The following is a 6,148-nucleotide window of genomic DNA, read 5'->3' on the forward strand; positions in this document are numbered from 1 at the left end:
AGATCATTCATATCTTTAAAGATAACATAAAATCAATATCTTATCTAAATATTTTTAATGAAATCTCTGTTTTTATTTTCTTTGTTTTTGAAATATTTCAATTCTTCATCGATAAAATATCGTACTAGATTTGCATATAGATCTTTGATGATTTCGCCATTAAGTCCTAATTCATTCGACCATTGTTTTCGTTGCTCTAGCATACTGTCAAAACGTTCTTTGGCTTGTACGTCAGTGGTATTTTTCTTGAACTTACTGGCAGCTTTGACGTATTCAAAGCGTGTAGCAAGCAATTTAATTATGGAATGGTCAATCTGATCTATTTCGGCACGAATGTGGTTCATATTCTCACATTTGTTTGGCGCTTGGGTAGGTTTATAAGTCACGATTTTATACCTTTTGTTTATTTAACTTTTTATATCCTATCACTATTAGATTATGCACAAAAGTATCACTTAGTAGATGTCATCGTTGCACTATATTTATATATACAAAATTGATTGTGCACTTTTAATAGAATTGAGTTTAATATTTGGAGATATTCAATAATTAATTGATTTTTTTTATTTATTAAATCAATTTCGTTTTTCATTGATAACCACTGAATAACACAATAATATAACTAAAAATTTTGGTCATGCATCTGCTAACAAATACTTCGAGAATTTTATATACTTTAAGTGGGTTTTAAAGAATCTTGCAGAATATTGATTGGTGGAGCCAAGGGAAACAGAATCATATAGATAAACACACTGAAAATACTGGAAGATTAACTTTTAAAAATCGAATCGTATACCTAAACGTATACCTAAAACAAAAAGTGACCCCAATATTAGGTATTTTAATCTTGCCGAATTGAAAGGTTAAAAAAAAATTGGTTTTAGAATTTTGACGGTGTAAAAATTTATCTAGGTGAGCGGTATCCGTTAATTATGTTTTAGATTTTTTATACCTCCCCCCCCCATAAAAATAAAATTTTATAAAAAAGTGTTCACGGTGTTCACTACTTGCTTGAAGCCTTATTATAAAAGGGTTTGAGCGGTGAACACTTAATGATTTACTATTCACAAGTGTACACTTTAGGTATTCACTCAATAAAAAACCGCCAATTAGGGCGGTCTTATTTTAGTGGCTCAATTTGAGCTACGAGCTAGTTCTTCAGCTTTTGGTATCCAATCTTTGTCAGAATTTGTGTGCAAGTGTACACTACAATTTAGCTGAATAGCTCTTTTTTAAAGATGTTTACTATTTGGTCTTCAACATCTTCAAAGCCTTTATTTAAAAAGTCCTTTTTAGCGTTAGAGCGCTTAAACTTCATGGGATGGTTTGGGTCAGCAACATACGCGGCATAAGCGGCAGTATAGCCAACTCGCCCAGTTATACGGGTACCATTTACGACTACTTCTCTATACTGCGAATTAACTAAGTTAGATGTGTCGATTGGGGTGTAAAGCGCTGCTTGGTTAGCTCCAACAATTATTGAAGCATGCATCGCTTTAACTGCTTTATTTTTGATTATGTTGTTTACGGTGTTATCTAAACCTTTTATGCATCCTCTAACACCTTTTACTTTTATTGCCATTCTTAGTCACCAGTGGTTAATGTAGGTTATTTTATTCTTGTGCAAATCCCTTCTAATTTAGTTCTAAGGTTAATAATGTTAGTGTCATTATCTATATTTTTAATATCTATTGTTGTTATGTATTTAAATGTGTCTTTATCAATTGCCTTTATAGTATTCACAATATGAGTTTTATAAGCATCAGATATTTCATCTTCAGTTGAGTCAATTTTACTTAAATCAATAAGAGTATTTTCTGTCTCTTTGTTTATTTGGTATAATTCATTATTAATTATTCTAAATGTCCTTAGATCCTCCAAAGATGACACAGGATCACCCAAGTCTTCATTAGCTCCGACATTGTGTTTTTGATACTGGTTATCTATACAGCGCCAATCACCTACAAGATACTCTTTTGTAATCTTATCTTCACCGCAACCAAATAAAGCAAGACTAACTAAACTAATTATCAAGATTCTTTTCATACCATCAACTCTTTTAAAATTTTAATTAATGGTATGAAAATTCGCCTATAAAATCAACGACGATTTAGTAGCCCTCCAGGTCTTTGTTCTTCTTGAATTACACTTCTGAGCGCTTGTTTCAGCATTCTAGCTGTCTCGTTAGCTGCTTCTTTATTGTCTTGCCCGTCACCAAAAGAGATGTTTTGCGTAATATTATTTATGATTGTTCTGCCTGCTGAGCCTCGGGATAACTTATTGGATGGAATAACTTCCCCGTTTTTGTTCGGTATCATGTACTGTTTTCCGTGCGCAACAAACAATTCAGGTTCTCCACTTTCATTTACTCTATAAGCTTTCCCAACATCAACGCCACCGCCTCGTAAGCGTCCTCCGCCGTAAGCTATACCCAAAGCTTTCATTGAGCCAATAGCTGTTGCGTATGCCTCTGCGCCCATCGCTGCTGCTGCGCCTTGTGTGGCAATAGATGCGTTCATTGCCGCCGGTTCATATGCTAAAGCTAACGCCTGAGCTTCCGCTACTTGAGCTGCTGTCGTTGCTGCTGATGTCGTTTTTGCTACAATTGCGTTCTTGACGTATTGCATACCCATTTGAACAAGTGAGCCGATTGCTTCGTTCAAAATCACATTAGCAAAGTTTTGCATTGCTTGTGTCGCCGTCATTGTGCCAGATGCTAAGCCTGAAATTGTACTTGTCGCACTGCTCGCTAATCCCTCAAGAGATGATGCTAAAAGCTCGTTAGCATTGCTCTGATTTCGCCATATTTCCCATTGTGCGTTAATTCGGTTCTGTTCGTACTGATGATTGGCGGCTTCACGTAAAGCAATGGCGTTTTCTTCTGTAATCCATTTCTGATTTTCGAATTCTTGAATCAAAGCGAGTTTTCTAGCATTTTCATTAGCCAAAGCTTGGACTGGGTCAACTTGTGCTACAGCGTCGTCAACTTTTGATACAACAGCCTCAGACTTAATTTTAGCCATGTTTATCTGATGTTGTCGCTCAAGTTGTTCAAGCTTAGCGTTGTATTCTTCTTGAGTTTTTATTTCACCTAGCTTTTGTAATTTATCCAAGGAATCCTTAGATTTTTTGTAGTTGTCATTTTCAGCTTCGATTGGGCTTTTTAATGAACCAAGTTCCTTATAAACTTGTGATGCTTCGATTAGCTTTCTAAGTTCTGCCGTTTGTTGTGCTGTAACTTTGCTACCCATTTTTTGTGTGATAGATAACAGCTCAGCCTCAACAGTAAGTCCTTGCGCTTCTAACTTAGCAACTTCCAATTTATCACTAAGCTCTTTGACTTCTTCGGCGTATGATTTTGTTGTGCCTTTTTTATTGCTTGCCTTAATTTTATTGTTTTCCGCTGACAACACTCTTAATTGTGCTATCAACGGCTGTAAAGCAACCGCTTGGTCATTTGTTAACTTAGTAAAGTTGGTTTGACCAAGTGCCAGCGCTACTAAGTCTTCCCTATACTCATTAGCTCTATCACCCAACGCCGAATAAAGCCCGTCCAAGACAAATGCCGCTTCACTATTTTCTTTGGCTTTCAACTTAGCAATTTCAAGCTCTTTGGATATGCTCGCAAGCTTTTTATCAATTTCTGATTTTGATGCGTCATCCCAGTTTTTTGCTAATTCCTTACCATTATTTACAAGCTTTGGTCCTATACGGGAAGCTAGTATGTCTTCAACTTCTGCTATTTGTTTTTGGGCTGCCAATATTCCGTCAAGAATTTCTTTTTCTTGTTCACGCTGTTTATTTCTAGTGACAAGAGCTTCATTTATTTGTTTTTCAGATGGAGGAACAAGAGTTTTCTTATCCAAAAGATCTTGTGTTGACTTCATTTGGACGCGCAATAACTTCAACTGCTCTTGTGCATTTTTTATATCTTTGACTGCTTCATCTTTAATAACAACTAATTTTTCATCAGCGAAAGAATTAAGCTGTTCAGAAAGTGCTTTCACTTTTCCAGTTAAACCAACAGCTTCTTCTTTTGCATTTTTTGCCTTTTCATAGAAATGGTACAGCGACATAGCCGCCAACATAGCAGCACCAGCAGGACCACCTAACAAAGCCATAGCAGACCTTAGACCATTGGCGGCTAAAGAAGTCGTTTTTATTGCTGTGTTTAGCTGTGTTTGCGCTACTGCATGTTTGTTTGTTGCTGTAGCTAACTGGGCCTCAACCGCGATAAGCTGTTTATTTAATGATGTTTGGGCGCGTAAGCTATTACAATGCGTTTGAGCTAGAATAATATTCTGCTTCTGAACTTCTAACGCTCTGATGTTCTCGCTAATTCGCTCTATTTCGGCTTGAATCAAAACTTTTTCAGCTTGTGCTTGTCGAATATTTGCAATTGTTTGTTCGGCGCTCTGTTTAGTCACGCTAGCTAGCGATGTGATATATTTACCCGCATAAATAGCCGCTAAAGCACCCACGCCCGTCATTAAAATATCAACATGCTGAGACATCAAAATAAGCGAATCAACTAAGACCTTGGTTGCTCCCGTTGAGTTATTAAGCTCGCCAAGGTACTTTTTAAGATTATTGGTAACACGGTTAATACCATCGGTTACTGTGTTGCGCATATTATCAGCAAGCGCAGCAGTTTCTTCTTGTGCGGCTATCATAGCATCGGTAAATTCCGACATAGATAACTTGCCATCAGTTGCTAGCTGTCTTACATACTGTTCAGTTATTTTCTCTGCTTCTTTTGTTGATTTTGCATTCTTTTTGAGATAATTAGTTAACGTTCCTAATACGCTAGGCATTGCGTTAAAAACAGACATTGCTTCAATGCCTGCAAGTTTCCCTTTCATCTGCGCTTTGGTAAGAGCGTTGATAGCTGATTCCGCACCGATTGCGCTTGTTTTATTGATGGTCATCAAGTTAGATAGTGTATCAATATAAGATATTGTACTTTGTGTACTATAACCTAGCTCGCCCATTGAATTTGAAAGACGGATATATAACTCTGATGATTCTTCAATTGTACGACCGTTTCGGTCAGAAGTAGCTAGGAGCTGGTCTAAAATGTCTTTAGTTTGTGATGCTGTAGCACCTGTATTCTGTATACGGTCTTCTAGCTCGTTCCAGCTTTGAGCGTATGAAATAATTTTGCTAGAGACAAGAGCGGCTGATACAGCCTTAGCAATAGTAGTAAGCTTACCAAGTGCTCCTCCTGCGCTTTTTGCTGAGGATTCTAATTTATCTATGCCTTTTGATGCTTTCGCTCCACTATCACTTAATTCCTTAAGTTCTTTTTTGGCTTTGTCAGTTGCTTCTAGTAAGTCTTTTAGTTCTACGTTGCAAGTAATAGTAAAATCTTTGTCGCGTGGAAAGTATGTCGCCATATAATAATCTCCTAATGATAAACGCGCGTTGGGGTTTGTAGTAATGATTGTTCGGTATATATTTTTATAGCTCTATTCCCCCAGTCGGTTATATGCCAAGGTTTACTATAAAAATTAATCATATCTTCGATAAAATGAAATGGGTCAGATTTTCTACCGTTTTCTGTACAAAATAGTGCTAGTTCAACTAACCCCGATGATAATTGTTCTTTTGTGATAGTTCCTGTGTAAGTGTCGCCATCATTAACAAAGGTAAATATGGTATTACCTTGTTTAGCTATCATTTCATTAACATAAGTTTCCGCTATAGCGTCAGCAAGTGATTTCAATGATTTCATTTTCTTTTATACTCCTTTAAGTTTTGGTTCTTCGGCTTTGGGTAGCCAATCTTGACTAGTATTGATATTAAGCTCTACGTTGGTCCTCATCCCTTTATTTGCTCTTTTACGCATGTAGTCTTTACCGTTTTCTTTCATTGCATAATTAAGCGATGTGCCAAATTGCGTTAGTGATAGAGGATTGTTTAAACCAGTATTGCGGATGTATTCAATATAAGCATGATATAAATATTTTCGGGGGTTAAAGGGCATTATTCCCATATTGCCAATAAACATACCATTGGGATAATCAAGCGCATCAAGATAACTACAAAAATCCACCAAGTGGTCGGATTCGCGTTTAATCGCCGTCGCTTCGTCTGATTGTTGTTGCTGGTGTAGTCTTTCTTTAGCTTCTGTTGGATTGATAAACTC

Annotated in this window: 6 protein-coding genes; all 6 read right to left on the reverse strand. The window is 36.7% G+C overall.

The window, feature by feature from the left end; genetic code table 11:
* Positions 1–44 precede the first annotated feature (44 nt).
* On the reverse strand, positions 45–386 hold the full coding sequence (locus tag ACGH6S_RS03920; RefSeq protein WP_202983932.1) for a chorismate mutase: 342 nt from the start codon (positions 384–386) through the stop codon (positions 45–47).
* Between the two features lie 827 nt (positions 387–1,213).
* The gene (locus ACGH6S_RS03925; protein ID WP_411578331.1) at positions 1,214–1,582 is read right to left on the reverse strand and encodes an HK97 gp10 family phage protein; all 369 of its coding nucleotides are present in this window, start codon (positions 1,580–1,582) and stop codon (positions 1,214–1,216) included.
* Between the two features lie 26 nt (positions 1,583–1,608).
* Positions 1,609–2,046, reverse strand: coding sequence for a hypothetical protein (locus tag ACGH6S_RS03930; RefSeq protein WP_411578330.1), 438 nt, complete (start codon positions 2,044–2,046; stop codon positions 1,609–1,611).
* A 53-nt stretch (positions 2,047–2,099) separates the two neighbouring features.
* Positions 2,100–5,396 (reverse strand): tape measure protein, encoded by a 3,297-nt coding sequence (locus tag ACGH6S_RS03935; RefSeq protein ID WP_411578329.1) that lies wholly within the window; start codon positions 5,394–5,396, stop codon positions 2,100–2,102.
* Between the two features lie 11 nt (positions 5,397–5,407).
* Complete coding sequence (locus ACGH6S_RS03940; protein ID WP_296318073.1) at positions 5,408–5,734, reverse strand: hypothetical protein; 327 nt, start codon at positions 5,732–5,734, stop codon at positions 5,408–5,410.
* A gap of 6 nt (positions 5,735–5,740) precedes the next feature.
* On the reverse strand, positions 5,741–6,148 hold a 408-nt coding region (locus ACGH6S_RS03945), incomplete at its 5' end, for a primase-like DNA-binding domain-containing protein (protein ID WP_411578328.1).

Source organism: Gilliamella sp. BG3 (assembly GCF_046635605.1).
GTDB lineage: Bacteria > Pseudomonadota > Gammaproteobacteria > Enterobacterales > Orbaceae > Gilliamella > Gilliamella bombi.

What these genes read in the sequence shown, in the direction of transcription:
- ACGH6S_RS03925 (WP_411578331.1), bottom strand. Translation starts at nt 1,582, where the DNA reads ATGGCAATAAAAGTAAAAGGTGTTAGAGGATGCATAAAAGGTTTAGAT.
- ACGH6S_RS03930 (WP_411578330.1), bottom strand. Translation starts at nt 2,046, where the DNA reads ATGAAAAGAATCTTGATAATTAGTTTAGTTAGTCTTGCTTTATTTGGT.
- ACGH6S_RS03935 (WP_411578329.1), bottom strand. Translation starts at nt 5,396, where the DNA reads ATGGCGACATACTTTCCACGCGACAAAGATTTTACTATTACTTGCAAC.
- ACGH6S_RS03940 (WP_296318073.1), bottom strand. Translation starts at nt 5,734, where the DNA reads ATGAAATCATTGAAATCACTTGCTGACGCTATAGCGGAAACTTATGTT.